The sequence below is a fragment of the Arthrobacter sp. TmtSoilC79 genome, from assembly GCF_059739405.1.
On the sequence record NZ_AP046052.1, the window covers coordinates 149443 to 175666 of the forward strand.

The window sequence follows — 26224 nt, forward strand, 5'->3', positions numbered from 1 at the left end:
GTCAGACCCCAGCCCAAGGGATGAATGCACTCAAGTCACTTATCTGTCGGACCGTTCCGCCGCCAGCAGCCGGCATGTCCAGTTTCCAGTCGCCGTCCTCCCAGAGCAGTGAGGTTGAGAGAGCGCCGTATCCGCCATCGGTGGTCTTGAAAGCCAACTCCACGACTGCTGCTGTTGGCGTGTATGAGTGCATGACGAACCCGGCGATTTGGAGCTTTGGTGAGCTTCCACCGCCGACGTCTTTGCCTTCATTGATGGCCTTTACCGCTTTGTCCCGAGTTGGACTGTCGGCAGCAAGATCCAGATAGACCTGTTTTGCGGAGCCGTTGAACGAAGCGGCCCAGATGTTCGCCGTTGCGTAGAGGGCACCGGTAGGTGATTGGGCAAAGCACGACCTCAGGCCGTCTTTATCCACCTTGCCGGGCCCAGCCGTTGATGGATCGGTCGGAACGGCCATGGTTCCCACCAGTTCCCACTTAGACTTCGGCGCGGCACCAAGGGCTGTTTCCTTCCCGGCAGGGAGCCCGCAGACACTCTTGCCTGCCGCAGCTGGCGTGCTGGGCTTGGCTGAGGCGGAGCTGCTCGGTCCTGCCGGTGCTGGTTGGGCGTTTCCTTGTCCTTTGGGGAGTAGGAAGACGACGACTGCTGCTGCGATGAGTGCGACCACCAGCGAGGCGGCAATGATGAAACCGGGTTTGGTGAACGGATTGCTTTCCGTGGTGTTCTCTGTTGACTGGCTCAAGGGTGAACCTCCCGTTGTTGGTGTTGCTTAGACGAAGGCGCGGACGATGCCTGCGGCACCGGTGATGATGATGCAGCCGAGCAGGACCCAGCCGAGCTTGGCCAGGGACTGGCCGCCTTCGCCGCGTTGGAGCTGGATGACCATGGTGATGCCAACGATGATGACGCCGAGAACGCCGAGGACGAGGCCTATACCGGAGGCCCAGTTCAGGACGGTGAGCAGGCCGCCGGCTTCTGCTGGAACGACCGGTGTCGGGTTCGGGATGGTGCTGGTGGTGATTGCAGTGATCGAGTTCATGGTGTGACCTTTCAATGGTTGGTGCTTGGGTTGGTTTTGGTAACCAAGGTGGTTACGTCGGTGATGAATCGTTGGTATTCACGGGCTGTTGGTGTGGTGGTGGAGTCTCCGTGCCGCCACGCTTCGACCCAGGGAAGGGTCCAGAGGCGGGGTGCTCCCCCGCCGACGATGACCGTGAAGTCGCGGAGCGCTCTGGGAGCCTTTCCTGGTGCGTCCGCGAGGACGGCGAGGCCGATCAGCTCCACAGCGGGGGCGGCGCCGGATGCCCATTGGGTCAGGGCGTTTTGGGCTGTGGTGAGGCCGTGCATGTCTGAGCGGCAGACCAGCAGCACGTGGGGTTTGGACCCGTCCCGCGGGACGGGCCAGAAGTGCCCGGTGGGGCGTGCCCCATTCAGCAGGTCAGCGGTGCGGCTTTCACCGGCTCCGCCGTGGCTGCCGACAACCCACAACGCTGCGGTACCGGACATGGTGCGGCTTGCCATACGATCTGCGGTGTCGGGTTCGACCATGCCTTTGAGCGGAGTGTTGATCATGGCAGCCGGCGGGACGTGCACGTCAGGTGTTTTTTCGTCGATGTTCTCGTCAGGGGTGGTGATCCAGGGGTTCAGTGACAGTTGCATGCTTCCTCCTTTCTTCAGTTCCGTGTGGATGGGTTAGAAGCCTTTGGCGACGGCGGCCGCTGCGGCCAGCCATGCCCGCTGGGTTGCGGGCTGGAGGGCTTCGTAACGGATGGGGCCGTTGACCAGCGCAGGGTCGTAGGGAATGCGGACGACGGCCCGGACGTACGGCTCGAACCCGTCAGCGATCCGCTGGGCTTCCGCCTTTGCCCGCTTGAGGGCGTCCCCGGTCATGCTGCGCTTGGCATCGGTGGACTCGGAGACGATGACGACGGCGTTGCGTGCTAGTTCAGCGTCGTGGCCACCACGGGAATCGAGCGTCTGCAACGTCAGCCTCGCGGCTTCGGCACGGTCCTCGATAGCGGTCACGGGAACGACGAGCTGGTTAGTGTGGTCGATCATCCGACGCCAGTTCGCGGCCCGGGCGGTGTTACCGGAATCCATGACCACCAGCCGGTAATAGCGGGTCAGGACCTGGTGTGCGATATCGACTTCCTCAGCGGTGACCTCGTGGTCGCCTTCTTCGTTCTCATCCGAGCGCAGCACATCGAACTTGTCGGCCGTTTGGTGATGCACGAACTTGGCGATCTCTGCCGCGTTCGTAGACGGTGAGAGCAGTTCCGTGGAGGAATCAATGAGGTCCAGAACGCTGCGGTTATGTGCGCCCTTTTCTGTGCGCCAGCCCAGCGTGCCCTGAGATTCGTTGTTGTCCCAGGCGACGGTGGCCGCGCCGCTGTAGCGGGCAAGAATGGCCGAGAGCATGACCACGGTGGGGGTCTTGTTGGCCCCGCCCTTGCGGTTGACCACGGCGATGGTCCGGGGTCCGGGCCAGTGCTGGCTCACGGTGCGGATATCTTCCCGTTCAGCTAGCTCTTCCGGTGAGGGGTCCATACGGAACCCGAGCCGGGTGAGTGCTCCACGCCAGCCCTGGGTGGCAGGTTCCAGCACCGGGGCGCTGACCAGGAACGAAGTTTCCTTGAAGCTCCGCCGGGTCTGTGGAGCCTCCGGCACGGCTGCAGCTGCCTGGGGTGTTTCCGCGTCGGTGATCCGCTGCCCGTTCGAGCCTGCGGCCTCGGCCGCAGCGGGGAGGTCCGTTTCTGCTTCTGGTCCCACCGGAGTCGGCGGCCACGGCTGGCGATCCACTCCCGCTGCCGTAGCTTCGAGGCTCACGGGCTGCGCGGGAGCAGGGCTAGGTTCCGGAGCCGCTACGGGCACGGTGTCAATGACGGCCGGGGCCACGGTCGCCGGCGTGGTCTTCGGGGCCTGAGCACGGCGGCGGGCCGGGCGAGGCTCGTAGGAGACGGATTCGATCTTGTTATCCGGGTGCACGATCAGCTCACCGTGCCCTTCGGGATCCTCGATCTGGACCCGCACCGGGCGTTTCAGCGTCTGTGCTTCGGCCACGACGAGTGCGAGGGCGTTGTTGCGGAGGTCCTGCAGGGAGTCCCCGTCGGGGACGACTCGGGAGTTACCGGCAACGACGACTTCGGCGGTGCCGTTGTCGCGGACGATGGCCTTGATGCTTGGGAAGGCCAGGACCTCGGCTGATGCAGTACTCATGAACTTTCTTCCTTTACGTGTGTGAGGTGAAGAGAGGGCCAGCGTTCAGGACGTCGGTGGTGTCAGTCGGTTGACCTTCCATGGAGCGTCCTTGCCCGTGCGGAGCAGCTGCAGCGTGTAGGTCCCGGCGTCGGTCGGGACAGCGGCTGTGACGCCGTAGCCGTTGGATTCATCGACGGTCAGCTTGGCCGGGCCGGTGACGCGGTTGGCGGGGACGTTGGCCGGGTCCACTGCCGAGTAGCCGGCGGTGGCCTGCGGGGTAAGCCAGCGGGCCAGGTCGTTGGCCCACTGTTGTTCCTCGGCCTTGGGGCGGGCGAAGTCGGCCATTGCCTTCTGCGCGACGTCCACGGCCTGATCCTTGCTGACCTGATCCCAGGCGATGCCAATAGTGGCGGGGACGGTCCCGCCCGGTGCCTGCGGGCCGCTGTCGACGCTCAGGGAGACCGGGGCAGAGGGGGTGGCCGTTGTCTGTGCTGGTGCCGGTGTGGTGTTCGAGGCCGGTGCGCATCCGGCGCACAGCAGGGCTGCTGCTGCGATGAGGGCCAGTGGCTTTTTCACTTCTTCTCCTCTTGGTTGGGCAGGTACAGGAACGCGGACGGGACACTGCTTTTGACGGTGCGGGTGTAGTAGTTGTGGTCATCCGGTGGCGGCTTGCCGTTGTAGCCCTCTTCGACGTAGGTCCCGTCGTCTTTGACTTCCTTGACCACGGCCACGTGGCCGTATTGCGGGTCCGCTCCCCCGGTGCCCGGTGAGTACCAAACGACTGCACCGACGCGGGGCGTCTTGCCGGAGGGCCAGCCTTTGGCGTCCCAGCTGGCCTTCCACGTGAGGGCCGAGCCGAGGCCTTGGCCGTCCGGTCGGAAGTTGCCGTTGAGGAACTTGAACGGTGCGCTGGTCGAACCCATCTGCTGGTTGACCCGCCAGAGGGCGAAGTCCACGCATTCGCGGTAGAACATGCCCAAAGGTGATGCGGCTGAGCCTGTCCCGACCTGCATCCAGGTGGGAGAGTCTTTCCATGGGTAGTCGTCCCCCGCCCCGGACTTCCCCGGGATCCCGCAGTCGCCGCCTTCGACCGAGAACTTGCCGTCCGAGAGCGCCTGGACGATCTTGACCGCTTCGGGCCAGTACTTCTGGTAGTGGTAAGGGTCGGCGTTGCGCTGGACCTTGTTCCCGGCAATGGTCGGCTCCAACAGTTCCCAGCCCGGGACGGCCTGTAGCGCCTTGATGAAGTTCGTGGCACTGATGGTCGGGTCCATGCGGTCCGTGTAGGAACCCCACGCGCCGTTGTCCCGCTGCTGGAACAAACCACGGGAGTCCGGGCCGGGACCGTCACCGTAGTCCAGCACGCGCAGACCTGACTCCCCCAGGGCCACCATGATGCTGATGGTCTGACCCTTCACGGAGAGGTTCAGCGCTTTACCGGCCCCCATGACAGCGGCCGCGTTTTTCAACTGCTCCGCGGAATACCCATCAACCTTCGTGCTGCCGTCCACGACCACGGACACCGGGCCGCAGTCAGCCGCAGCAGGTTTCGCCGGAGCCAGCAGCAGGACGAAAGAGAAGATCAGCCCAAAGAACAGACTGGGGATCGCAATAAGGGCTACTAGACCCAGCGATTTACGCTGCATTAGGACCGGCCCCGGGAGCGGGCACGGCCGGCCCAGGAGTCTTGAATCCGCAAAGAGCCGGCGGCCTCAACGGTAAGCACAATGTCCGGGCGGCGAACGCGGAGAACGACCCCGGGGCGACCATTTGAGAAGACATCTGCCGCTGGGTGGGTCGTGAGTAATCCGGCGTTCCTCAACTCGGCCAGGACATCTTGAAGGGCTTTGCCCAGCCCGGTGCGTCGGGCAAGCTCTGCCTCGTAGGTCACACAGGCGGCGCGGCCTTCAACGAACTCACGCTCATCCATCAGCCCCAAAAGTTCATTCAAAACCAGGGACTGTCGGTCGGGAACGTCGAGTGCGGTGATCCAGGAACGGAATGCCTCACGCTCCTGCAGCGCTCGTTCGCGCAGCTCGCCATGCATCGGCCATTCCGTGCCGAACGGTAACAACGAAGTCATACCTGTCCTCCCCCTGAACATCGCTTCCATACCTATCAGAAGCCACCGACGATCCACTAAATCCAATCGATGGACTGAGTCATTGTCTCCGCATTCCAGCGAAAGCGCTTGTCACAAGGACTCAGTGCGATACATACCTCCCACATTCATGAGCCTAACATTAAATGTTAGTGTAATATCCAGGGGTGAACAAATACGGCAAAATAGGCAAGTGCCCCGATATGCAAAGCCCCTCGCCGCCGTGCAGCCACAGGCTGAGGCAGCCATGAAGGCGTTTGGAATGAATCAGGTGCGCGCTGCGATTATTCGACATTTAGCGCTCAACCCCGGCGGGACTACTTCAGGGCAGATTAGCCGCGAGCTGTCCGCGACGTACCAGACCATCTTCCGGCACCTGCAGGACTTGGAAGACCAGGGCATTATCGTGTCGGATGCTGGCGAACCACGACAGGGCCAGCGGGTCGTCTACACGCTCAACCAGGCCGCGCGGGATAAGGCACTGGCCGACTATGCCGACTACCTCGACGGTAAATAACGCTTCTTGAATGCCCGCGAAAGTCCGCGGACGATCTGGGACACGCCGCAGATCAAGACCGGTTTCCACTCCCGATATAAAAAGCGAGGTAGTGAAGTATGAGCGCACATGTTCCATGCGCAACGTCGAAGGTGGATGAACCTCGCATTGGCGTCCATCGTCATATTTTCCCGGTTCGACATAGGCATGCACACGGAGCGGTCCGCCGCTATGGGCTATCCACCAGGGACTACCAGGGTGCCCTGAACGGTGGTGACAACGGGTATCGCGGGCGTGTCAGTGCCGTTGAATTGCGCCCCGCACCACGGGCTAACCTTGGCAGGTATACAGCGGGCCTACGACTGAAGAGTCGACTAGCCATAAGCTGCTTACGGGGCGGGAGGCGACACGCGGAGCTGTTTTCTGTAAACAAATCCCCGGCTGGGACTCTTCGCGGTGCTAGGTTCGATTTAGTCGATAGCTGTAAACAGAACTTCGATCGACTGCATGTGGCACCAACAATGAACCAGCTACAACCCCTGGTTGTGCGAGATTCAAAGGACCTGACAATGAGCGCAGTAATCAATCGTGGAGGCGGTCGGCCCAGCAAGGGCCTCCGCAAATACATTGGCTTCCGCACGCCGGCCAAGACCGCGGAGGACGTTCACATGATCGCCGCCGCAAAAGGCATGACTGTCACCGACTATGTTGCCTCTGCAGTCGACCGATCCTTGCGTGAAGATTTGGCCTTGCTTGGTCAGTTCACTCAGCAGGATGAACTCCCGATCCGTATGGCCTCATAGATACAAGGAAGGCCCGCCATAAGCGGGCCTTCGAAGCTGAAGATTCACGATCCGGATAGCTTGCCGGCAGACAGATCGTAAATCGTATGGAAGTCCTGGAACAGGCCTTCATTTGTGTTGCAAAACCGATCTGGCAGGATCGGCCATTTCTCATTCCCTGAACAGGAACAAAATCATCGTACAACAGCACGCTCCCGTGCTGCCAGCAGCCCACGTTGCTGGCGTGTCTCAGGAGCCAACCCAGACTTCAAGCGCCGCCCAAGCGTGGGCCGCGCTTGCGCCTCTTCTCGCAGGTCAAGCCCGTATGCGCCTCTCCCGGGACGGTGGTAAGACCTATCCTCAAAAGCACGAACGGGCTCTGACTGAGACGCTACCCACTTTTCCTGCTGCAGTCCGGATCTTCGGGAAGGATGGTAGCTGCTCGGCTATCTTCCTTGACTTCGACTCCTCCATTGCAGGTGTCGACTGGGTTGAGGCTGATGTGAAATCACTCCAAACGTGGTTGCACAGCTGTGGCGCTCGGTGGATCGAGGATTACTCGCCCAATGGCGGAAGGCACGTGTACATCCCACTGGAAAAGCGGGTCGCCTTTTCAGAAGCAAGAGACGTTGTAGAGGCACTTGGCACTCGGTACCGCACGTTGGACAAGACGCCCCACCAGAACATGCTTCATGGATGCATGCGTCCACCTGGCTCACCGCACAAGCGCGGTGGCTACCAGGAACTCGCGATGAGTCTCAACATGGCTTACGACGTTGCGCGGCGCCCAAACAGGGAAAAGGTATGGGGGGCAATGCGCTCAGATCTGAGCCATGAAATCGCTGAGATACGAGCGATGAGGCTGGACCAGCCCCTTTCAGCGGACCGCGAAGCCTCTAGAGCACCAACGGTGGCCGGGCGAATGTCCCGGCCTATGCAGCAGATGGCACTATCCGGTTTGTACGACGCAAACCGGTATGCCTCCGATTCAGAAGCCCGTCAGGCGATTCTGACAGCGGCCGCCGCTGCAGGCATGGGTCTTATTGATGTAGAACGACGTGTCCTCCAAGGTGTGTGGCCTGGCCTCGCGTCCTTCTATGCCCGCTACGCCGCGCATCAGAGACTCCCCTCCCTGAAGCGGGATTGGAAGAACGCGGTCGCCTACCTACGAAAAAACCCAGTGACTGACGTCGGAAATAACAATGCACGTAAATCCCCCACAAGCCAGCCTTATACACAGCCCCCCGCTCTACTGCCTACATCTGACGTGAATAGCGAGCACCGATACCTGCGCACCTGGGGAAACGCCGCCCGGCTACGAGAACCTACATACGCTAGCTCGCGGAACGGTCTGGCACGGCGAATGGTTCTACGGGCTCTTGGAGCAGCCGCTCACATGACTGCTTCGCGTTTCGTTGAGTTCGGTGATCGGTCAATCGCTGTAGCGACAGGTCTTGACCACACAACGGTTGGTTCCCACCTAAGGGCCCTGCGCTCCGAAAGTGATCCGCTGGTTACTTTGGTGGAGCGTGGTCGGGGAACGAAAGGGGATCTGTACATGCTGACGGTGCCTGAGGGTCTTCGTGCTGGCGCGAAGGAACTGTCGTGGCGGAAGGGTAGAGTCCAAGCACTTAGACCGGTATTCAGAGAGCTAGGCATGCCTGCGGCATTTGTTTACGAAGCCCTAGAGCACACACCAGGGCTGACGACTACGGAGTTAGTGCACCAGACTAAGCTCTCCAGAAGTGCCGTAAGGGAAAGTCTTGAGATTCTGGCGGCCTGGAACCTGGTGTCTAGGGGTGATGGACGAGTCTGGACGGTCGTGGTTTCAACTTCCCTCCAGGAACTTGCGGAGTACTTCGGAGTGTTGGAAGCTGTGGCCGGCCAAGTGCAGAAGTATCGTATCGAACGGGCTATCTGGAGGGAGTGGCTTTCGAGGAATGTCCGAACTGTAGCGGAGCTCCTGTCCCCCACCGAGGATTACCCGTGGGAAGCCTATGAAGGGCCACCAGATGAGTGGTCTCTAGCTGATATGGCATTCAACAGAGCTGTGTAATCCGTGCAGTGGCTTTTCTCGGATGCACTCCTATTCGGACCTAGCGTGGGCATTTGTGTGTTTCGTTGTCGTTGGGCGTGCGAGGCGACCGGGCGCCCGGTTCACTGCAGTGCCTCTGTTCGCCCTAGGATGACAATTCTGTCCGGTTCCACCGTTGGTGAGCTGCTTGGCGCGACATACCTGTTTCTGAGCCTATGTCGGCCCAGGTCAGATCTGAATCGCGTGCAGTTTTCACCGCTTCGTCCAGGCGAGCGGCGGCCCGGTTGTAACTGCGAGCAGCCATCTGCAGCCCCCACGCCCTTACGTGTTTCCGCCATTCGATCAGGACGGATTCTTCTACTGACAAGGGTGCTGTGGCTGGGGACCCTATCATTGCTTTGGCTCGGTACCTTGTGATGTCGGTTTTGGCTCTCCCCTTGACTCGCTGCCACTGCCTTCCAGTCCAACCACATTCGCAAGCCCCTTGCCAACCCGCTACTTCTTGTTCCCCCACGAGCTCAAAGCCAGACCTATCTGGATCTCGTTTGTTTTGACCAGTGACCCCTTGGACGCTGATCCATTCGTCGCCTTCGTGATTAAGGCCCAGCCGACCGTCTTTCAGAAGAACCCCAACTATTCCTCGATGGTGCCCGTCTCCCAGATCCCATTGCACGGGTTCGTCCTATTCGTCAGGTTTCATTGACAAATTCCCATCTTAGGGGTCGGCCGACGCTCCAGCGGCTTACTGCCATAAAGAGCCTTGGGACGAATTAATTATTTCATGACTGAAATATTGATTGATTGTCGCCACCGTGCTCGGTGGCTGCGATTCGTCCCGTCAGGGAATGTCCCCTCCGTCGAACGCAGAGGCTTCTCCATTGCTACAGGATCTCAGCGGGTGTCACCGCCCGTGTTGACCTTCCCCGACGGTGCGAGAGGTCTGATGGGCCCCTTTCGCGCAATAAATAAATATTTCATGACAGAAAGATTGATGGATGTCTAGGCGACAAGCCGGGCCCGCCCGCCCCCACCCCTAGGACGTGCAGGGTAAGTGACAGATTAGAGAGAATAAATAATTATGTCATGACAGAAAGATTGATGTATGTATTGATATACGGATTGATGGATTGCAAGCTGTATTGATTGAGTGATAGATTGATGTCCGGATTGCATGACAGAAGGATTGATGGATTGTCCATCGATGCCTGGCGAGCTTTGGAGGACGAGGATGAGAGTTACGGCCATAGGCAACCGCAAGGGGGGTGTGGGTAAGACATCGGTGACACTTGGCTTGGCGACTGGCCTGCGTCTGATCGGAAAGCAAGTATTGGTAATTGACCTTGATCCGCAAGCCAACGTAACGGAAGCACTTGAAGGGGCTGGGGAGTTCGACGTCTTCGATGTGCTGTACGGGGGAGAGGCTGGGACGCTCGGGCAAGCCATCACCGAGACGACATGGCCGGGTGTCGACCTAATTCCTAGCTCTGAATCCTTAGCGCGACTTGAATCGGAAGCACTACTGACGCCCGAGATGCGACTCAAGACCGCGGCATGGGGGGCCGACGAGCTTCAACGGTACGACCATATTCTCATCGACCTTCCGCCGGCCCTAGGTCGGCTGACGCTGAATGGACTGATCTGGGCCGACCGTGTACTTGCTGTTACCGAACCGGCTGCGTTTTCCGTGAAAGGGGTCACGGAGTTCCTGGACACCGTGAAGAAGGTCAAGTCGCTGCCGCACTTGAATCCTCAGCTGGAATTCCTGGGCATCATCATCAACAAGACCAGCTCACCCCTCACCTCTGAACACTCCTTCCAGATCGGAGAGCTCGAGAGTACTTACGGCGAGGATGTAAGAGAGCCGCATCTTCCACTACGAACAGCGATGCAGGACTCCGTCAGTACACGCTCACCGCTTACGAAGCTCGCCGGCCGTGGAGCGGCAATCATGACTGAGAAATTTGTTGCGCATGCGCGCTACCTGGATGGGGTGAACTAATCATGGCTTTGGAGCGCAAATCATCTATTCGCAAAGCACCAGCAGCCGACGTTGTGGATGTTCTGACTTCTGCGGAGAAACGAACGCAAACCGCGGAAGTGGGGGAGGCGATTGGGCCGACCCCTGCGATCGACCCAGCCCAGTCGGAGCTGGCAGCTGTCACTGACCTCGAACCGAGGCGTCCGGGTCCAGGAAGGCCGAGAAGTAAGCGCCGGATGGAACCATTCTCATCGAAGATAGAGATTGGACTTCGTGACGAATTGGATGCCTACTCGACTAAGTACGGAATCACTATTACAGATCTACTGGACGAGGCCCTGCGGGAACGCCTTCGCCAGAAATAAATCTATCTGGACATAATTATTCGGCTGAAGCTTCAGACCTGCAGCCTTAGCTCACCTACGAAAACCGTGCACAGGATCTTGTGACAGGCAATTCACGGGTATCCCCGCTAGCGTGATCTCTTTATCGGAAGAGTCGCTAGGGGGAGTGCTCGATGGTGGGGCGTAAGAAGCATCAGATCGATGGTCAGCTGAGCTTTGACGCTCTGTGGGCGGCACCAGAGGAGGACCGCAATGAACAAGTACGGCAGGCAGGCTCAGGAAGCCTGGAAGGCAGCGAGCCCAACTCGCTACAGCCAGATTCAGAACCCGGACGAGTTCTTCACGAATCTGGGGGAGCAGGCTCAGGAACAAGTGGACGAGCTGCAGGTCAAGCTGGCCGGCACGGACCCGAAAGGGGAGGGGTTCCTGGAGAAGGTGGGCCGGTTGAACGCGGCACGGAACCAGGCCGAGGAGATCGTCCGGTACGAACTGCTCTCGCCCCCGGAGACGGAGGACGAGGAAGACGAGTACGAGAATCCGAGCATCAAGGAATACCTGGGCTGGAAAGCCCAAGCGGAGGAGCTGCGCCAGCAACTGTAGCTGGCACGGAGCACCGTTTCAGGCCCGCCTCGCAGGAGGACCTTGCACCTTCAGGGGCCAGGAGCCGCATCAGGGCGAACCTTGAAGCCCTCGAGGTACTACAGACCCTGCAGACCGAGAACCGACCGGCCACGGACGCCGAAAAGACGGTGCTTGCACGGTGGGGGAGCTGGGGAGCGCAAGGCGTCTTCCAAATCTTCGATGAAACCTGGGAAGAATACGCCGGGGACCGTGAACACCTACGCAGCCTCCTGACCGCGGCACAATACGACGCAGCCCGCCGCACCACGATCAACGCCCACTACACCGACGCCGCCTACGTGCAGGCCATGTGGTCAGCGGTACAGGAACTCGGATTCAACGGGGGCACTGTGCTTGAACCGGGATCCGGCGTCGGTACCTTCATCGGCTTCGCACCCGAGAACGCGGAGATGACCGGCGTTGAGCTGGACCCGACTACCGCGGCCATCTCCCAGGCCCTCTACCCCGATGCCACTGTCCGGGCGGAATCCTTCGCGGACACCAAACTGCCCACGGGCCACTTCGATCTGGCCATCGGCAACGTCCCCTTCGCCAACGTCACGCTGCACGATCCCCGCCACAACGCAGGCGGGCACTCGATCCACAACCACTTCATCCTCAAGTCCCTGGAACTGACCCGCCCCGGCGGCATGGTGGCTGTCCTGACGTCCAGCTTCACCCTGGATGCCACCAACCCGGCAGCACGCAGGGAAATGAACCAGCTGGCCGACCTCGTGGGAGCTGTCCGCCTGCCCACCGGCTCACACCGCAAAGCCGCCGGCACTGACGCCATGACTGACCTGCTGATCTTCCGCCGCAGGGAACCCGGCCAGGAACCGGCCTCCACACTCTGGGAGACCGTCAGCGCCCGCAGGATCGACGGGACCATCACCCGCCTGAACTCCTACTTCGATGAGCACCCCGAGCGTCTGCTGGGGGAGCTGCACGTGGCCCACGGCATGTACGGGGCCGAAACCCTGCAACTGACCACCGATGACCTCTCCGCCGTCCCCAACCGCCTGGACGCTGCCCTGGCCGGCGTCGTGGCCGAAGCCAAGGCCGCAGGACTGGTCATCACCGAACGCACCGCAGAGCAGGAACGCCAGCGAGCAGCCTACGTCCCGGCAGCAGCCACGGAATGGGAAGGCCACATCAGCGCCACCGACAACGGCTTCACCGTTGTCGAAAACGGCTCCCACACCGAACTCGCCGTCCCTAAAACCCAAGCCGCCGAACTACGCGCCCTTCTGGGACTCAGGGACGCAGGCCGGAAGCTCCTCACCGCAGAAGCCGACAGCCGTGACGACACCGCCGACATCGACACGCTCCGCGACGAGCTGAAAGCCGCGTACAGCCAGTACGTGGACACCTACGGACCGATCAACCGCTTCACGCTCCGCAATACCGGACGTGTGGACGAAGAAACCCAGGAACCCATCCAGGCCCGCACGACACCCAGGGCCGTGTCCATCCTTGGCCGTGACCCGTTCGGGCCTCTGGTCAAGGCACTGGAGAACTTCGACGAAGCCACCCAGACAGCCACGCCTGCTGCGGTGCTGTCCAGCCGCCAAGTTCAGCCCCGCCGACCCGTCCTTGGGGTGGACACCGCCGAAGAAGCCCTCACCGTCACCCTCGACACCGTAGGTGAAGTTGACCTGGACTACGCCGCGTCCCTGCTGGGCATCAGCCGGGAAGAAACCCGGGCTGCCATGGGGGAGAGCATCTACCAGATCCCCGGCCCCGACGAGACCTTCCAGACACGGGCGGAATACCTCTCTGGGAACGTCCGCGAGAAGCTGGAAATCGCCCAAGCCGCCGCACTCTCCGATGACCGGTTCGAGGCCAACGTTCACGCCCTGGCCGAAGCCATTCCGGCCCCGTTGCGGATGGACGAAGTGGAAGCACGCCTCGGCGCTGTCTGGATCGACGCCGAAACCCACCAGGAGTTCGTCCGCGAAATCCTCAACGACCCCTACGCCACCGTCTCCAACGCAGCCGGGTCCATGTGGGACGTCAAAGCCAACCGCCACACCCTCGCGGCCACAAGCAACTGGGGCACCCAACGGATGCCCGCCTCCGACATCCTCAAACAGGTCCTCGAACAACGGCCCGTCCGCGTCACCGACGAAGGCGAGGACAAGCGCCGGATCCTGAACCCCACCGAAACCGCAGCGGCCCAGGAGAAAGCGCAGCTGCTGCAGGAACGGTTCGGCGAATGGGTGTGGGAAGAACCCGAACGGGCCAACCGCCTCATCGACGAATACAACCGCCGCTTCAACTCCATCGTGCTCCGGGACTACAGCACCGAGGGGGAGCGGCTGACCCTGCCCGGTATGGCCAAAGACTTCTCCCCGCGCCCACATCAGCGCGCGGCTGTAGCGCGGATGCTTTCCGAGCCGGCTGTTGGGCTGTTCCACCAGGTCGGTGCCGGAAAGACCGCAGAAATGGTCATGGGCGTGATGGAGCTACGCCGCCTGGGCATGGTCAACAAACCCGCCGTCATCGTCCCGAACCACATGCTCGAACAATTCGCCCGGGAATGGCTCCAGATCTACCCTCAGGCGAGGATCCTCGCCGCCTCCTCAGCTGACCTCGCCGGAGACAAACGCCGACAGTTCGTTGCCCGCGCGGCCGCGAACCAGTGGGACGCCGTGATCATGACCCGCACCGCATTCCAGCGCGTCAGCCTCAGCCCGGAATCTGAAGCCGCCTACATCAACAGCGAAATTGCCCAAATGCGAGCCGACTTGGAATCGGCCAAAAACAATGGGCAAGACAACGGACGCGCTAACGCCAGCATCGTCAAGCGCCTCGAAAAAATGGTTCTCTCGCAAGAAGAACGCCTCAAGGCCAAACTCGACAGCCCCGCCGATCCGGGGATCAGCTTCGAAGAGACCGGCATTGACTACCTCGTAGTGGACGAGCTGCACGACTACAAGAACCTGGAAACACCGTCCAACATCCCCGGTGCCGCCATCACAGGTTCAGCCCGTGCCTCAGACCTTCACATGAAGACCGAATTGCTGCGCGAACGCGAAGGCCGACGCGTGATCACCGGTGCCACAGCAACACCGATCGCGAACTCCGTCACGGAAATGTACGTCATGCAACGCTACCTGCGCCCGGACCTGCTCCAAGCAGCCGGGATCAAAGACTTCAACACCTGGGCCGCCACGTTCGGGCAAGTCGTTGAAGAAATGGAACTCTCCGTCGCCGGCGGCGACCGGTTCAAACTCAAGAGCCGGTTCGCGAAATTCCAAAACGTCCCCGAACTGCTGAAGATGTTCCGCACCTTCGCAGACGTCAAAACAGCCGAAGACCTCAAACTGCCCATCCCCACACTCGCCCCACGAGACGGAGACGGACTCCGCCAACCCAACATGCTCGCCGTCGAACCCAGCCCCGAACTGCGCGAATACATCCAGGACATCGGCAACCGCGTCGACGCCATTCAAGGCCGCCTCGTGCCCTCCGAGGAAGACAACATGCTCAAAGTCTCCTCAGACGGCCGCAAAGCCGCTCTGGATATGAGGCTCGTGGATCCCACACTGTTCCAGCACGGACCCACCAAAATCAGCGCCACAGCCGACCTGCTGGCCAGCGTGTACGAAGAACACAAAGACCGCATCTACACCGACCCCTCCACCGGAGAACCCGACCCGGTCCCCGGTGCCCTGCAACTGGTCTTCTGCGACTTCGGCACACCCTCGGATAACTGGAACGTCTACGGCGAACTCAAAGACCAGCTCAGTCGCAGGGGAGTGCCCGAACACATGGTCAGGTTCATTCACGAAGCCAAAAACGACAACGAGAAAGGCCGGCTGTTCGCTGCCGCCCGTTCCGGACAAATCGCCGTGCTCGTTGGATCAACATCGAAAATGGGTGTCGGCACGAACATTCAAAAACGTGCCGTGCACCTGGTGGACATGGACGCCCCGTGGCGGCCGGCCGACGTTGAGCAACGCCACGGCCGGATCCTGCGCCAGGGCAACCAGAACCCGGAGGTCCGCATCTCCCAGGTCGTGACCAAGGAATCCTTCGATTCCTTCATGTGGCAAGGACTGGAACGGAAGTCCCGGTTCATCAACCAGATCATGCGCGGGCATTTGGACGTCCGGGAAATCGAAGACATCGGGGACAACACCCTGAACTTCGCCCAGGCCAAAGCCATCACCAGCGGCAACCCCCTGGTCCTGGAAAAGGCCGTCGCGGACCAGGAACTTGCCCGCCTGTCCCGCTTGGACCGGGCGTACAACCGCAACCTGGTCGCGGTGCACCACACCAAACGCGGCGAACAATCAGCAGCTGACGCGGCAGCACAGGACCTGCCACTGATCCACGCCGCCGTTGCAAGGTCCGTGGACACCACCGCGGACGCGTTCAAAGCCACCATCGGCGGGCAGAGCTTTGAGAACAGGGCCGAGGCCGCGGAAGCTCTCCGGGCATGGGCCGGTCGGCAGGGACATCGGCTCATGAACCTCTACGGGTACGACGAGTTGGGCGCGATCGCCACCCTCGGCGGCCACGAGCTGCGCGCCAAGCTTGTCCCCGGCAGAGACCTGGACCGCTCCACTGTGGAAGTCCGCATCGAGGGCGTGCCTAGGGCGACCACCCAGATATCCCGTAAGGGCTTACTGGCAGCTGACGTGGGGACCGTCAGGCAACTCGAAAACAGGGTGTCCTCCCTGCCACGGCTCGCCGCCGACGTCGAGACACGACGCCAGGAAGCCCTCACCCGCATCGAGCAAGCAGGCAAAGCCCTGGCGGAACCGTTCAAGCACACCGCAGCACTCAAGGCTGCCCAAGACAACACAGCACGCGTCGACCGGCTCATGGCCGATGCAGCAAAACCAGAAGAACCACCACAGCCCGAATCCGATCCCGAGGTCGACCCTCGCCTTGGGAAGATGCAACGCCTCATGAAGGCGTCATTCCCGCAGCCACCCGGCACCGCTGCCCCAAGGACCGGTGTAACCAAAGCCCAGCCGCCGACACTGAACCGGCAGCACCAGCAACGGCAAGGGTACGGGCGGTGAGTCCATGCGGAAGCGTTGGCGTTATCCTTCCTGTTCCGAAGCCCTAGAGCCAGCTGAGGGGGACAAGTTTGTCGTCCCTCCAGTTGTGCACGACTGAGTCCGCAAACCACTCTTCTGAAAGGTCGGCATGATCACTAACGATGATTTGAAATTCGGGCGAGAGCTCTTCAACGACGTCTTTCATGAGCCGGAACATTGCCAACACGGCCGTTCGGTCGGAGGGTTTGCCTGAGCGCTTCTCTTCTTCCGACTCGTAGTACGCCTGTGTCGGTTGATCGAGCATTAGAAACCGTGGAACTGGTCGGTGTTGCCTGGTAAAGAACCTGTGCAGTGCTAGATGAGTGACGAGGTGGTAGCCGATCGAGTTAGCTGCGCTGCCGATACCATGCATGGGTATTCGTCCGTTCTCACTGTCGACCACGACCGTGAGTTTGGACAGATCGAGCCGAACTTCTTTTTCCGCATGTTCGAGTGCAAGTTTTTCGGCAAATGCCGTCATGTCGCGGCCCAAGGTGACTAATTTTGAAGTCAACTGCTCGCGGGCCTCATCGTCATCCAGCTCGTGCTCAAGTGCGCTCACTCTCGCCCTCGCTGCTTCAGCTTGTCGTTTGAGTAGGCCGAGGTGATTGTCGTCGGTGTAGGAGTGCCGACTGAGGATGGCATCTATGCGACCGCGTATAAATTCGCGGCTCTCGGCATCGCTGACCGTCCCGGCTTCTTTGCCGCGAAGGTTTACCGTCTCTAATGCTCTATCAAGGGCCTGGAGCTGCATGCGCAATTCTGAAATGGACTCTTCTAAACGAATGAGGGCAGTCCGACGATTCGGTTCTGCAGCCGCCAGAGTTACTAGCTCCTTTCTAAGCTCAGCCAAGCGTTGTTCCAGTTGGCTCGGCAAAGGATCCGGAGCCCCAAGTTTTTGACTACAGACGGGGCAGTGATCGGTTTGCCCGTCGGACTGCGGACCATTGTGTCCGGCGCGTAAGAGATCCAGGCTGGTCATTCGCCCTGTCTGCAGAGCGATGGACCGCTGGTAACTGCCTTCCCCGCTGCGGAAGTCGAGTAGAAGATCCCGCTCGGACAACAGTCGCTTCATCTGCTGTCGCAGCTCAGTCCTTTGTCCTTCAATTTCTCGCCGTGCATCTTGGGACCGCACGTCGGAATTTCGGTCTAACTCTTTCGACCCTGAAAACCGAATGTTACTGAGAAGGGCGACTGTAGTTCGTATGTCCGGAGCTGATGGGATGTCTGTCATTCCTGCTGAGTGCGCTTCAGAGAGGACTGCTTGCAGGGTGACGTCCGTTGTCTGCGCACTGGACTCAGCGTCACTCAAAGTCATTTCCGCCCTACGCAAGTCTCTACGAGCATCGCGGAGTTGTGCGCGCTTAGTGGCTTGGTCTTCCTGCAAAGCCCCCAAGAAGAACGGCAGCGAATCCTTGAGCGTCTGGTCAATGCCTCTCTCAGCTTGCCTATGAAAGAGCAGACTCCTGCTAGCAATTTCATCCTGCCCTTGAAAGCACAAGAGTGCGGCGCTGCCCAGGCCGATGGAGTAAGGAGATCGTGTCGAATATTGGGATGGTTCGAAACGGACTTCCGGCAGCCCGATTCGAAGCCCCACCTGGGAGCGAAGGGCATCGGAATCTGTATTCACTTCAAGGTCACGAAGATGAAAGTCAGCAAGATCATCCCCGCCAAACTCAAGCATGGCACGCGAATTCGAGGAAGCGCTTGTCCTCATCGCAGGACGTGCCAGAAAGGCTCGCGCCCCAGGCCCCAGCTGCCACAGTGTGCCAAACCATGCCACTGTGTCGGAAATCGGTCCGGCTGGAACTTTGGCGCCATCGCGGCCCAAACAGTAATCGACGATCGTTAAGAGAGCGCTTTTGCCGGTTCGTGACTCCCCGGTCACGATGTTAAGCGAGCCCGGCTTGAACTCGACCGATCGCTCACGGCCATCGTGGTTGTAAAGAGTGATATTCAGTAGCTGCACGGTCTTATGGTGCCACGCCGAAATAGCCGTATACGGTAGATGACCGTTCGATCTTTGTGAACCATCGGCCCAGAAACGCGGCAGCTCTGACAATCTCTTTTACATCGCCGGTGTTCGCCGGCCGGGCTTTTGCCGGCAGAGAACCCGTTAAAAGTCCGGCCTCATCGATACTGATAACGCCAGCTCGCAGTGCGAATCGAAGCCCTTCCTTAACATGGGGGACCATAGTTTTGGCGCGTTCTGCAAACCCAGCGTGGATAGTTGGATGGTTCGCAATCCAAGCTGACAGATGCGAAGCGGTTGTCCGGGGGAGTGCAGCACGAGTGGCGTGGTGCAATACGAGAGGAGCAATGATGAAAAGCAGTTCCCATGGCATACTCTTGCCGGTCCGCCGTTCGTATTCTTCGGCGGATGCGGCGAATATAGCTGCAAACAAAGCAGGGTTGAGCATTGTTGCCACTACAGGAGACCTGGCATCCCATTCGCTGAGTGCGGGCGAATTATTGTCCATCAGCGAGCCTTTCGGCTAGCAGAGCCTGCACGCGGTCTTCAAAATCTGGGTGCCAACCGATCAGGCGTCTGTCAGCTAACTCATGTCTCTTACCGCGGGCGAAGAAGGCATCGGTGTAACGACTCCGGACTGCTATCGCGGTCGAGTCTCGGAGCTTACGCCAGAGCTCCCGCCCGACGTTTTGGCGTAGAGCTTGATCGGCATCTATCTCTAGGTCCTCCATCATGTCCGCGTAGGCTCGTTCCCACTCGTCCACGAGGTTATCTTCGAAGGTGCCGAGCTCGTTTAGTCCGATGAGCGACCGGTCAATCCACTCAGTAGTCTGGGTCACGGCCCGATAGTAGTCGCCGACCGCTTTGCGTAGGTGGGGGGTGCTGACATTCACCCAGCGAAGTTGATGCACGAACATATGTGCATCGTGGCTTTGCACCAGTGTCTCTTCGTCAATTTGGCTTAATTCAACCAGCGTCGGGAGATTGTCCGGGACAAACATATCCCGAATGACTTGAACTTGTTGCTGCGCCTCTAGGACCTCGACCCGATCTCGCCTCTTCTGCAGTAGGTCCAGGGCAACGCGTCGCCACCATTGCCAAAGAAGGCTCAAGAAGGTTTGCTCCTGGCCTATAGGGAGTGCCCAGCTAATCTCACTTCTGACGAGGTTTTCAACGTCTTCGATACGTATCGCACCTCCTAGGACGCGAATCCTCTCAACCATCGAGATTCGTGAGGAGAGCGGCGTCCCAATCCACTTCAGACGTGCTGCCTCTGTAGTAGAGGACGTTGATGCGGACGCTGCTGTATCGAGAAGCTCCAAAGCGCGCCCTGGATCTCTATCGGGTCCTGGACCGAGATGAGACGCCGCCGTTCCTGCTCCACACTCGCTCGTGGTCAGCAATGTGAGAAGAGGCCCCCCGTCGTCCACAAAAGCTGGGGTGTCCAGCCAAACTTTGAGCGTTTTCCACAAGTCAACGCTCATATCTGAGAGACTTCCTGCAGAATGCTGATGATGTTTAAGTTGGAGCAGCTCGTTTACTTCGCCATTCTTTTCCCATGCAACGTCGTCGAAAAGCTCGATGGTCATTGACTGGTCCGGCCGGTCTCGAGCCCCTCTCAGGAGTTCTAGAAGGGCCCAATCCGTTTGGTAGAGGTACCCAATCGCGCTAGAGGACGCATCGTGAGAAGTCATGAATTGCGCCTCCAAGGAAAACTCGGCAGGAGAAACCTGTTCCTGCAAACACCGACTGGGGCAACAGTATTCGCCCCTTCTGCTGTGACTCTAGCTCATGGCTGATTCGGCCGTCTGTTTGGCTGCGATGTCCTTTGGGGTGGTACTGCGCTGAGCAAGGCCGGGAAGAGGATTGGAAAGTAGCTTCACAACCCTCAGAAGAAGCTCAATGCTCTCTCGGAGGTTGTCATCGGACAGCAGGTTATGTGGGTTCTCCGGGTGATGGATCATGTTGCGAACAGCTGTGGGCAGGGTTGTCTTTTTTACAGCCACTGTGCCGTCAGGACGCATTTCGGTGTAAGACGTTTCTCGAGCGAGATGCTTGTTTACAAGCCAGTTGTCAAAGGCGCCCACTCTGGTTGCCCCTGCGTATTCCTGCAGGCGTCCATACAGTACGGTGTGGTTGACCATGAAGGTAGGCCGGTCAATGTCAGTCAGGTCGTCGAGTGTTACCCAACCGCTGTCAACTAGATCTTGATGGTGCCAACGGAGTGGCAGTGAGCGGTTTTCGGCACTTTCGGCAAGGACTCGGAGGGTGAGCGCTACATCGAGGCCTCGAATGAAGTCCTCAAGGAATGCATGCTCAGTGTCCCAATGCGCTAGACGGTTCAAAAGATACTCGTAAAAGTCCCAGGCATGCGGTTCTAGATCCTCCGACGTAAGCGAAGCGAAGTCGACTCCCGCAAGAGCGCGCCGGAAGTCCGAGAAGGAGAGACGCAAGTCTGCTGTGCGATTCCAACGTGAAACAACAGCCTGGAACTTCGTTTCTGTCTCATGCTGGGAGTAACCGAGATGACAAAGACGGAAATAGGTCTCGTTTAGGGTCGTCTCAAATCCTGGCCTTCTTTCGACTATCCCGTGGGCGTACTGATACTCAACCTGGGTGATGCTCCCAGGCGGGAAAAGCCAGTGATGGTTCGTCCAGTACCGGTTCTTGCCCCAGTCGATGTCGATGCCGTTCAGTGCCAGCGAGATCATAGTCCCCACGACTCAATACTTACATTGCTTCTCCATCTGCAAGGCGTCGTCAGGTCTGCCCCTGGCCGACGACGAGTCCTAAGTGACGAGTGATTCCGCTCGGCTGAATGGGAGACTGTTGTCCCAGCGAGTAGTGGGGTCTTAGAAAGCTAATGCTTCCTGAGACCGCGCTGCAGCTGCGGCTGGCAAGCCAGAAACTCAGGATTTCCGCTCGCGATGTGTCTCGTTCAGTCGTCCCGACGTAAAGCGCCTCAGTATCGGCGGGGGAGAGGGTTTGCGGGACAGAGAACGTAAGGGAAGCCCTCACAGGGACATGCCTGCAGCGGAATGATGAAGCCGACTCGCGGGCCCACAAGCGCTTGGTCGCGAGTTCGAGCTACCCGAACATTCCTTGGTCGTCTTAACGAAGAAGCCGGGTCGATGCGACTACGGCCCCTGCGGCCGCACTACGAAGGATCCCGGCTCGAACCTGCGCAGAAGGCGGACCTATCTCAAACCCGGCAAGTCGACCTTGAACCCTAATCCGAGGTCTGTGACTGGCCAGGACCGTGAGCGAAAGGCCCTCGCCAGCCTTGAGCTGACGAGGTGCCAACTCGAAAACCGACTCCACCATGTCGGGGTCGACGAACACGCCGTCAGGCCTCTCAGATACCCGCAGGGTGCCATCAACCGGAGTAAGGACGCTTTCGATTATTCCTCTGCCATAGTTCGTTGATCCGGAGGTGATGAGCCTCAGGTACCCGCCTTCGAACGCGGCCGGCGAAAGGTCGATTCCGCCAACATTGATGATATCCACTACCGCGAGCCATGGATCGGTGATCTCTCGGTCCTCTAGCAAGACCCTCAAGCGTTCCACGTGAGAGCTCTGGGGGATAAGAGCTGATTCGGTGACCCTGAATGCAAGGCGTCCTGATCCTGGGTGGCTCCGGGCCCAAATGCCGTATACGACGCCCACCGCTCCGAGCACCGTGCCAGCCACACCTATCCAAAATCCCCAGTCCACGAAGAAACTATAGCCGCGTTGACGGCCCCGGCCCACGACTGAGCTCCGCAACACTCGAACTGAAAGGGGGTTTCTCAGTACGCAAGACGCCCGTTAGCCGGTCCCTCACCGTGCCGGGTAATCCCGCCGGCATGTCCCGCACGGCTACTGACCAAAGTCGTGTAAGTACGGCCCGCACGGTGACAATGCACGATGACGGGGGGATAACAGCAACCTGTCGGCTCCCTGTCTTCATCTCATCAATAGATCGGTTCCCAAGATGTACGCGCAGCCCAGCCAACGAATCGGCTTGGGTGCGAGCACCGGAACTCGGAGCGGCGTCGAGTGCTCATACCCATGGCGGGGTATGAAGGAAATCCACACCCCGCCACCCCCAATATATTTCGTTCAACGAGGTTCGATCAGTGCCTGGTTGGCCTTTTGAGTGTCCGAACCCGCCACGGTGAACTCCCCGATCACCGTTTTACCGTCGGATTCGTAAACGGGTATCGACCGGTCGGCTCGTCCCTCGGTTTCCGTCCACTTCACGGCGTCTTCGGGAGTCCTGAACTCTCGTGAAGCTGCGGTGCCGTTGGCGACATCCAGCTCGGCTTTCGAAACGTAGCCTCGTTTGCCGTCGGTCGTGAGAGCTGCGATGAGATCGGGCTCAGTTTCTGGCGATATGGAATCTATGGCGAACCCGTAGGTGTTTGCCGTTAGCGTTCCTCGGATACTCCGGTGCGACCTTGGTCTGGGAAGCCAAATTGGAAGGGGAGGAGCCGCCTGCCGCGACTGCCATAGATGCGCCGGCACCCAGTCCCAGAACCGCGCACAAACTGACGACAACCACGTAGCCCCGCGTGGACAATTTTGGAATTTTCATGATTTCTCCTACCAATTTCCCTGAAGAACTGTCTTGTATGTGTAGAAATCGTTATAGCCAGAGCCGTTCCAGCCACGGGCAACACCCCAGCTGTACCAGTTGTAGGACTGGTATCGAGTGCACGAATTCCCGTTGGCAATTGTTCCTGGAGAAGGATTGTACATATTTAAGCCTTCGCAGCTTAGGTAGTTGTCCTGGGTAAACAAACGACCCCTGGCTCCAGCCCACCCAGTGTATGTCCCGCCACCGGTGAATGAACTCTGAGTACCGCCCACCGCGTACCCTTGGGGCTGCGTGTAGATAACGGCAAACGCGTCGTACCAGTGGCCCGCCACGTAATACTGGGCGACTTGGCTGTACACCGCCCCGTAGGCCAAGGCCGATTGAGCGCCAAACATGACAGCAAATGCAGCAATGAAAGTTGTAATCATTACTATCACCCGCTTGCGAAGTCGTGAAGAAAGGCGATCATCGCGAGACAGCTTAGAGTTGTTCATTTCCCCACCTGAATGAAGTTGGATTGGATTTCGCCATCCTATAGTGCAGGCTTCGGAATAGCCATGAAATAATGCAGAATCTTTGACATCACCCTGGTGCCATGAATATGCCAACTTGCGTGGTGCCATCGCTGAGATAAACCGGGATTTCACGTTGAGGTTTAGGCATATTCTTGGCTGCTTCTTCCGGGTTTACCGGATCGGTTCCCTTCATCTGGTCCGAGTAGGCGTAGCCCTTTGCTCCATTAGTGGCTGTGACTGCGAGCAAGTCCGGGGCTCCACGCCCTGGCACCTCGACGCCATAGGTCTCTCCCTTCGCGTTGACTTCCCACTCGGTGGCAACTTGTGAGATGTATCTGAGGCTGATTTGCCACCTGTTTTCAGGATCGGTAGTAATAGTTATCCCTTGTGTTGAAGGGTCCAAGGGGACGACATACTTTGACCAGGCACCGTGTGTTCCCAGATCGGCCGGAGAGCAGGTGACGTTGGCTCCATCCGGGAAAGTGAACTTCCCGACAGTGAGGCAGGTCAGTTCGACCTCAATACCGGTCGCCCCTTGTGGAGCCGGTCCCAGGTCTGCTGTTGCTGTGCCGCTGTACACCGCAGTCGATGGGGTGCTCAGGGCAGTCGTAGTGGGTACCCCGGGGAGGGTAAAGAATCCCGCAGCAGCTGCGCCGACGCCGCCCAGCATTCCTGCTCCAGCCAAAGCGCCGGCGAACAACAGCCACCGCCGCTTCTGGTTCTGTGGTTTTGAGCTGGTTCGAACCTGAGCAAGAAGTACCTCACGGAGCGCCTGGTCGAACTGCGGATCAATGCGAAGGTCGTTCATGACGGATCTCCTTTCAATGCTGGCGAGCGAACGTGGTGGAACGACAGGGGCAGTGCAGCCTTCAGTCTCTGGCGGGCGCGATGCATGCGGACTTTGGCCGCCCCCGGGGAAATCCCCACCGCTTCAGCTGCAGCCGGCAGAGGCAACTCTTCGAACACGACAAGGCTGAACAGCCGCAGGTCCAATGGTTTCAAGACAGCCAAAGCCTGCGCGACCTCGTCATTCAACGAAAGGTCGTGGTGCAAATGAGCGGGATCCAGTTCCGCTGCGACCTCAGCGCGCCGGGGAATTGCGTCCAAGAGCTTCCGGTGACGGACCTTTGCGCGCTGAAGATTCCTAGCAGTGTTTGTCGTCGTCACCAGCAGCCACGGGAGGATCGACCCCTCAATCAGCCTTACGCGGTCCCTGCGGCGCCATAACTCAAGGAAAGCCGCCGCCGTGACATCTTCGGCGTCGTGCCGTCCGCCGGCCAAGCGATAAGCGTGACGGAAGACGCGACCGCGGTGCCGGTCGTATAAATGACCAAACGCCTCGGCGTCACCCTTCAAGCTGTCCGCCCACAGGACGTCATCCCCCAGCTGAACGTTCTCCATGCCCTGTATTGTCCGGGACAGCACGGATGGTTACACATTGGAGAGTGTTTTTTCTGGGAGCAGGACAAACACGCCATTCACGCGGCCCACGAATCGTCAGGGGTCGGCGGCCCAAGGGCGTGTCCGTAAAACCTCTCGAGGAACTGAGCGAGGCCCGGCGGAGTTCCGCAACCTGTCGCATCCTCTTGGCAATCTCATCAAAGGATCCTTTGATGGGAACCGAGAGGCTGCCGTGGTGGACGAACGCGACTCGCCGATTTTCAGTGCTCCTCCTGTCCGAACAAAGTGTCTCACCGAGGTATTCTCAGAATTGTTGGTTTTGGTCCTTTGATAAGACGGAGGAGTGATGGCACGCCTTGGATATGCCCGCGTCAGTCTGGCTGACCAAAACACTGATCTGCAGATCCGGGAACTGGAAGCAGCTGGGTGCGAGCGGATCTATAGAGACCAGGGGATCAGCGGGACCAGGGTGAGTCGTCCAGAGCTGGACCGGATGCTGGACCGTCTGGGTCCAGGGGATGAAGTCGTGGTGTGGAAGCTGGACCGGTTGGGACGCAATACTCGCCACCTGCTCGAGCTCTTGGATGACTTCAAGGCAAGGGGAATCAAGTTTCGTTCCCTTCGGGATGGCATCGCCACTGACCCGGCCAGCGAGGTCGGGGGAGCGATGGCTCAGGCGATGGTCACCATCATTTCCGCGTTCGCTCAGCTTGAACGAGATCAGCTTTCCGAGCGCACCAAGGCCGGCATGGTCGCTGCAGCTGCTCACGGACGCAAAGCAGGCCGCCGGGAAATCACGACAGACCACCAGAAGGTCAAGAGGGCACATGAACTGAAAGCCCGTGGCCTCAAGCCGACGGACATCGGAAAGATCATCGGAGCCAGCCGCGCTACTGTCTACCGCTACCTGAGCATGGACTCCTGAGCCACAGTGCAAGCGATCCCCGAAAGTTGTCTTTGGAACTGCTGTCCACGGCAGATGATTTGGAACAACATCTATGTACGGGTTGCGATTGTTTTGCATCCTTCCGGAATTAAAGCTTCGCAGGCAACGGGGCTGTCTCGCGCGTTGACGGTCCCGGCGCACACCACCGTATTCCCATCTTCTGGCCCACACGGACGAAAGCCGCAGCCTACGCCGCACTGGA

At 59.6% G+C, this 26224-nt stretch carries 22 protein-coding genes; 7 read left to right on the forward strand and 15 right to left on the reverse strand.

Annotation, left to right across the window (positions count from 1 at the left end):
• Position 1: 1 nt before the first annotated feature.
• From AC6JA3_RS22435 to AC6JA3_RS22465, 7 genes are read right to left on the reverse strand one after another with little or no spacing between them, the layout of a single operon-like run.
• On the reverse strand, positions 2-742 hold the full coding sequence (locus AC6JA3_RS22435; protein ID WP_497920765.1) for a DUF8175 domain-containg protein: 741 nt from the start codon (positions 740-742) through the stop codon (positions 2-4).
• 27 nt (positions 743-769) lie between these two features.
• Complete coding sequence (locus AC6JA3_RS22440) at positions 770-1039, reverse strand: hypothetical protein (RefSeq protein WP_011777317.1); 270 nt, start codon at positions 1037-1039, stop codon at positions 770-772.
• Between the two features lie 11 nt (positions 1040-1050).
• Positions 1051-1659, reverse strand: a complete 609-nt coding sequence (locus tag AC6JA3_RS22445; protein ID WP_497920766.1) for a DUF6668 family protein — start codon at positions 1657-1659, stop codon at positions 1051-1053.
• Positions 1660-1692: 33 nt separating this feature from the next.
• On the reverse strand, positions 1693-3216 hold the full coding sequence (locus AC6JA3_RS22450) for a MinD/ParA family ATP-binding protein (RefSeq protein ID WP_497920767.1): 1524 nt from the start codon (positions 3214-3216) through the stop codon (positions 1693-1695).
• Between the two features lie 45 nt (positions 3217-3261).
• On the reverse strand, positions 3262-3774 hold the full coding sequence (locus AC6JA3_RS22455) for a hypothetical protein (protein ID WP_497920768.1): 513 nt from the start codon (positions 3772-3774) through the stop codon (positions 3262-3264).
• Positions 3771-4844: a CHAP domain-containing protein gene (locus tag AC6JA3_RS22460; protein ID WP_497920769.1), complete on the reverse strand. Its 1074-nt coding sequence runs from the start codon at positions 4842-4844 to the stop codon at positions 3771-3773. Before AC6JA3_RS22460 ends, AC6JA3_RS22455 begins: the two co-directional genes overlap by 4 nt.
• The gene (locus AC6JA3_RS22465) at positions 4844-5281 is read right to left on the reverse strand and encodes a hypothetical protein (RefSeq protein WP_497920770.1); all 438 of its coding nucleotides are present in this window, start codon (positions 5279-5281) and stop codon (positions 4844-4846) included. Before AC6JA3_RS22465 ends, AC6JA3_RS22460 begins: the two co-directional genes overlap by 1 nt.
• Before the next feature lie 280 nt (positions 5282-5561).
• Here AC6JA3_RS22465 and AC6JA3_RS22470 point away from each other — a divergent pair, with 280 nt between their 5' ends.
• The 6 genes from AC6JA3_RS22470 to AC6JA3_RS22495 all read left to right on the forward strand — a co-directional run bounded on the left by AC6JA3_RS22470 (position 5562) and on the right by AC6JA3_RS22495 (position 16591).
• Positions 5562-5816, forward strand: coding sequence for a MarR family transcriptional regulator (locus AC6JA3_RS22470; RefSeq protein ID WP_497920771.1), 255 nt, complete (start codon positions 5562-5564; stop codon positions 5814-5816).
• Between the two features lie 548 nt (positions 5817-6364).
• Positions 6365-6598, forward strand: coding sequence for a hypothetical protein (locus tag AC6JA3_RS22475; protein WP_018779737.1), 234 nt, complete (start codon positions 6365-6367; stop codon positions 6596-6598).
• A gap of 112 nt (positions 6599-6710) precedes the next feature.
• On the forward strand, positions 6711-8633 hold the full coding sequence (locus AC6JA3_RS22480) for a MarR family transcriptional regulator (RefSeq protein WP_497920772.1): 1923 nt from the start codon (positions 6711-6713) through the stop codon (positions 8631-8633).
• Between the two features lie 1207 nt (positions 8634-9840).
• A complete protein-coding gene (locus AC6JA3_RS22485; RefSeq protein ID WP_497920773.1) occupies positions 9841-10611 on the forward strand; it encodes a ParA family protein in 771 nt (256 codons plus the stop codon).
• A 575-nt stretch (positions 10612-11186) separates the two neighbouring features.
• Positions 11187-11534, forward strand: coding sequence for a TnpV protein (locus AC6JA3_RS22490; RefSeq protein WP_497920774.1), 348 nt, complete (start codon positions 11187-11189; stop codon positions 11532-11534).
• Between the two features lie 149 nt (positions 11535-11683).
• Complete coding sequence (locus AC6JA3_RS22495) at positions 11684-16591, forward strand: helicase-like domain-containing protein (RefSeq protein WP_497920775.1); 4908 nt, start codon at positions 11684-11686, stop codon at positions 16589-16591.
• 43 nt (positions 16592-16634) lie between these two features.
• Here the strand turns inward: AC6JA3_RS22495 and AC6JA3_RS22500 are convergent, their stop codons facing one another.
• The 8 genes from AC6JA3_RS22500 to AC6JA3_RS22535 form a co-directional block, all read right to left on the reverse strand.
• Complete coding sequence (locus AC6JA3_RS22500) at positions 16635-18578, reverse strand: DUF3732 domain-containing protein (protein ID WP_497920776.1); 1944 nt, start codon at positions 18576-18578, stop codon at positions 16635-16637.
• A 4-nt stretch (positions 18579-18582) separates the two neighbouring features.
• Positions 18583-19089 (reverse strand): three component ABC system middle component, encoded by a 507-nt coding sequence (locus tag AC6JA3_RS22505; RefSeq protein WP_497920777.1) that lies wholly within the window; start codon positions 19087-19089, stop codon positions 18583-18585.
• Positions 19079-20170: an ABC-three component system protein gene (locus AC6JA3_RS22510; RefSeq protein WP_497920778.1), complete on the reverse strand. Its 1092-nt coding sequence runs from the start codon at positions 20168-20170 to the stop codon at positions 19079-19081. Before AC6JA3_RS22510 ends, AC6JA3_RS22505 begins: the two co-directional genes overlap by 11 nt.
• 195 nt (positions 20171-20365) lie before the next feature.
• Positions 20366-21292, reverse strand: coding sequence for a HEPN/Toprim-associated domain-containing protein (locus tag AC6JA3_RS22515; protein ID WP_497920822.1), 927 nt, complete (start codon positions 21290-21292; stop codon positions 20366-20368).
• Positions 21293-21692: 400 nt separating this feature from the next.
• On the reverse strand, positions 21693-22295 hold the full coding sequence (locus AC6JA3_RS22520) for a hypothetical protein (protein WP_497920779.1): 603 nt from the start codon (positions 22293-22295) through the stop codon (positions 21693-21695).
• A gap of 870 nt (positions 22296-23165) precedes the next feature.
• Positions 23166-23654, reverse strand: a complete 489-nt coding sequence (locus tag AC6JA3_RS22525; RefSeq protein ID WP_497920780.1) for a hypothetical protein — start codon at positions 23652-23654, stop codon at positions 23166-23168.
• Between the two features lie 88 nt (positions 23655-23742).
• Complete coding sequence (locus tag AC6JA3_RS22530) at positions 23743-24483, reverse strand: hypothetical protein (protein WP_497920781.1); 741 nt, start codon at positions 24481-24483, stop codon at positions 23743-23745.
• A complete protein-coding gene (locus AC6JA3_RS22535; RefSeq protein WP_497920782.1) occupies positions 24480-25076 on the reverse strand; it encodes an RNA polymerase sigma factor in 597 nt (198 codons plus the stop codon). Before AC6JA3_RS22535 ends, AC6JA3_RS22530 begins: the two co-directional genes overlap by 4 nt.
• Before the next feature lie 346 nt (positions 25077-25422).
• On the opposite strand from AC6JA3_RS22535, the gene AC6JA3_RS22540 reads away from it, so the two are divergent.
• A complete protein-coding gene (locus AC6JA3_RS22540; protein ID WP_497920783.1) occupies positions 25423-26001 on the forward strand; it encodes a recombinase family protein in 579 nt (192 codons plus the stop codon).
• Positions 26002-26224: the final 223 nt, after the last annotated feature.

Excerpts from the sequence above, each read along its gene's own strand:
- AC6JA3_RS22440 (WP_011777317.1), bottom strand. The coding sequence starts at position 1,039 with ATGAACTCGATCACTGCAATCACCACCAGCACCATCCCGAACCCGACA.
- AC6JA3_RS22445 (WP_497920766.1), bottom strand. The coding sequence starts at position 1,659 with ATGCAACTGTCACTGAACCCCTGGATCACCACCCCTGACGAGAACATC.
- AC6JA3_RS22450 (WP_497920767.1), bottom strand. The coding sequence starts at position 3,216 with ATGAGTACTGCATCAGCCGAGGTCCTGGCCTTCCCAAGCATCAAGGCC.
- AC6JA3_RS22460 (WP_497920769.1), bottom strand. The coding sequence starts at position 4,844 with ATGCAGCGTAAATCGCTGGGTCTAGTAGCCCTTATTGCGATCCCCAGT.
- AC6JA3_RS22465 (WP_497920770.1), bottom strand. The coding sequence starts at position 5,281 with ATGACTTCGTTGTTACCGTTCGGCACGGAATGGCCGATGCATGGCGAG.
- AC6JA3_RS22470 (WP_497920771.1), top strand. The coding sequence starts at position 5,562 with ATGAATCAGGTGCGCGCTGCGATTATTCGACATTTAGCGCTCAACCCC.
- AC6JA3_RS22475 (WP_018779737.1), top strand. The coding sequence starts at position 6,365 with ATGAGCGCAGTAATCAATCGTGGAGGCGGTCGGCCCAGCAAGGGCCTC.
- AC6JA3_RS22485 (WP_497920773.1), top strand. The coding sequence starts at position 9,841 with ATGAGAGTTACGGCCATAGGCAACCGCAAGGGGGGTGTGGGTAAGACA.
- AC6JA3_RS22490 (WP_497920774.1), top strand. The coding sequence starts at position 11,187 with ATGAACAAGTACGGCAGGCAGGCTCAGGAAGCCTGGAAGGCAGCGAGC.
- AC6JA3_RS22505 (WP_497920777.1), bottom strand. The coding sequence starts at position 19,089 with ATGGACAATAATTCGCCCGCACTCAGCGAATGGGATGCCAGGTCTCCT.
- AC6JA3_RS22510 (WP_497920778.1), bottom strand. The coding sequence starts at position 20,170 with ATGACCATCGAGCTTTTCGACGACGTTGCATGGGAAAAGAATGGCGAA.
- AC6JA3_RS22515 (WP_497920822.1), bottom strand. The coding sequence starts at position 21,292 with ATGATCTCGCTGGCACTGAACGGCATCGACATCGACTGGGGCAAGAAC.
- AC6JA3_RS22525 (WP_497920780.1), bottom strand. The coding sequence starts at position 23,654 with ATGAACAACTCTAAGCTGTCTCGCGATGATCGCCTTTCTTCACGACTT.
- AC6JA3_RS22530 (WP_497920781.1), bottom strand. The coding sequence starts at position 24,483 with ATGAACGACCTTCGCATTGATCCGCAGTTCGACCAGGCGCTCCGTGAG.
- AC6JA3_RS22535 (WP_497920782.1), bottom strand. The coding sequence starts at position 25,076 with ATGGAGAACGTTCAGCTGGGGGATGACGTCCTGTGGGCGGACAGCTTG.
- AC6JA3_RS22540 (WP_497920783.1), top strand. The coding sequence starts at position 25,423 with ATGGCACGCCTTGGATATGCCCGCGTCAGTCTGGCTGACCAAAACACT.